Consider the following 2,212-nt stretch of genomic DNA (forward strand, 5'->3'; position numbering starts at 1 on the left):
CGCAACTCCGCCTTATTGCCCACACTCACGAATCCGGCCACATAGAGATCCACCGGACCGTCAGCCCGGATCTCAAGCACCTGTTTGTCGTCGAGTACTATGCGGTCGAACACATAGGTGCCGGTTCCGATCACATTCCGCTCGTCCCAGGGGGTCACGGGCGACGGCAATGGGGGCAGGCGGAAGTCGATGGGGGGAGGGTCCAGGGTAGGGTCGTAGCGCGGATCTTCGGGGTCAGTGGCCCTGACACCGTCACGCTTCGGGCCTAGCGAGAAAACCTCCGCAGGGACCAGGGACCGCAGCCGCAGCCTCACCGTCACGCGCCGCGAGACGTCCCCGACCACGCCCGTCGACTCCACGTCGAGGGCGCCCTCGCTCGCCCGGGAGACCACTACCCGGTACGACCCTTTGTCCCAGCCCAGGACCTCACCGGAGGAGAATTCCGCCTGGCCACCCAGAAGAGCCGGGGGGGTCAGGCGACGACCGTTCAGTCGATAGAGCGCCTCGGCCACTCCCGACTCCGCCAGATACAGGGCCTGCGTCCGCGCCACCTCGACCGCGGCCCGCTTGCCCCCGCTCGCCACCCAGCCGAGCATGGACACGCTCAGCAGGGTTAGGACGACGCCGAGAACGACTGCGAGCAGCGCAGCAGAACCGGCCTCACCCCGGCACCCCCGAGCAGAGCCATTCACCCCGGCCGCGAGACGGGCCGGGCTAGCCGGCGCCACCGGGACGGCTTCCCCTCCTCACTACGGTCCGATGATGTCATCCTCGTATATGCTGATCGACAGGTTTTGCCTGTCCCGTGCCCGCACTAACACGTAGAAGCCATGGGTGCCAGCGTCACCATCGTAAGACACGAAATCGAAATTGGCACGGTCATCTTGTTCCGGCAGAGACACATACTTCTTGATGGCGTTCCGAAAGACAGAGTAGTCGGACGTGTCGGGTGGGTACACACCGTTCTCGGCCTTGTACATAATCAGGGCGGTCTGGATGTTCTTGGCGTCGGCCCTGGCCCCCTTCTTCTTGGCGTCATCGACGTAGCCGCCCACGGTCGGAATTGCGATGGCTACGAGTACGCCCAGGATGGTGATCACCACCACTAGCTCGATGAGGGTGAACCCGTCCCGGTCCCTGCGCATACCCTTAATCATCTGAATCCGCCCCCTTCGCTGTTGGGGCTGCCCCGCCCCCAAGAATTTTAATGGTAGGATTCGCCGCTCATGGCAAAATGTCCTCTTTATATGTAGTTTCCTGCCGTGTGAAGCCTCAAGGGGATCAGGGCGGGCCGGTCAACAACACCAGGAAGTGGGCAGCCTCCTGGAAAACTGCCTCCAGTTCCGCGTCGGAAGCAGCCACCGTCCTGCTGAAGTCCACCCGGTGGGAGAGCAGGAAGGCGAGTTCCTCAATGGCGCGGCGCTTCTGCCCGGCAGCCTCGTACGCGAGGGCCAGGTGCAATCGGAAACGCGGTTCCCAGCGGAAGAGGGTCACCGCCCGCTCCAGGTGCACCAGGGCAGCCGGCACGTTGCCCGCTTCCAGCAAGAGGGAACCCGCCAGGTCCTCGAGGTAGGGCTCGTACGGATTGGCCCTGGCGCCCGCCAGCACCGCGTCCAGGGCCCGGCCGCGCCAATAGGAGCGATCGCGGCCGGCGGAATCCTGCAAGTCCATCTGGCGCAGAACGTGGCCGAGCAACATGGCCGTCCGCGGATGCCCAGGCATCACCGCCCGGGCTACAACGGCCCGCTGCAGGGCCAGGGCCAGCCGCCCGTCCTCCAGGGCGGACTCGACCCGCTGGCGGGCGACCAGACCCGCATACGGCCTCACCCCCGCCACCACCGCCGCCAGGAGCAGCAGGGGCAGGACGACCGGCCCCACCCGGTCAGGGACCCGCGCCCGGCCCGGCGGCACAGCCATGCGGCAGGTGACAGCCGCGCCCGGTGCTCCCCTCACTGCCATACCCAGGAGGGTAAACAGGAGGAGCACCACGGCGGGAAACTGCAGGTCGAGGTCGACGGCGCTGTGGGCTACTATGGCAGCGGCGCCGGCCAGAGTGCCCGCCACCAGGTGGCCGCCCCGCCGGGCATCCTCCCCCTCCCGGCGGCACGTACCCAGGCGGTACACGGTCCAGGCAGTCCCTGCCAGTCCCGCGAGCACTGCCCCGCCCCCCACGAGACCCAGCTCGGCGAGTAACTGCAAGTAGTCATTATGC

Annotated in this window: 3 protein-coding genes; all 3 read right to left on the reverse strand. The window is 66.7% G+C overall.

Features of this window, described 5'->3' with window-relative positions; genetic code table 11:
• On the reverse strand, window positions 1-728 hold a 728-nt coding region (locus AB1609_21895; GenBank protein ID MEW6049088.1), incomplete at its 3' end, for a hypothetical protein.
• A gap of 21 nt (window positions 729-749) precedes the next feature.
• Entirely contained in the window at window positions 750-1,157 is a 408-nt protein-coding gene (locus tag AB1609_21900) for a prepilin-type N-terminal cleavage/methylation domain-containing protein (protein MEW6049089.1), read from the reverse strand.
• Window positions 1,158-1,281: 124 nt separating this feature from the next.
• Window positions 1,282-2,212, reverse strand: a 931-nt coding sequence (locus AB1609_21905) for a hypothetical protein (protein MEW6049090.1), incomplete at its 5' end; no start/stop codon positions are given.

This window comes from Bacillota bacterium (assembly GCA_040754675.1).
Lineage (GTDB): Bacteria > Bacillota > Limnochordia > Limnochordales > Geochordaceae > Geochorda.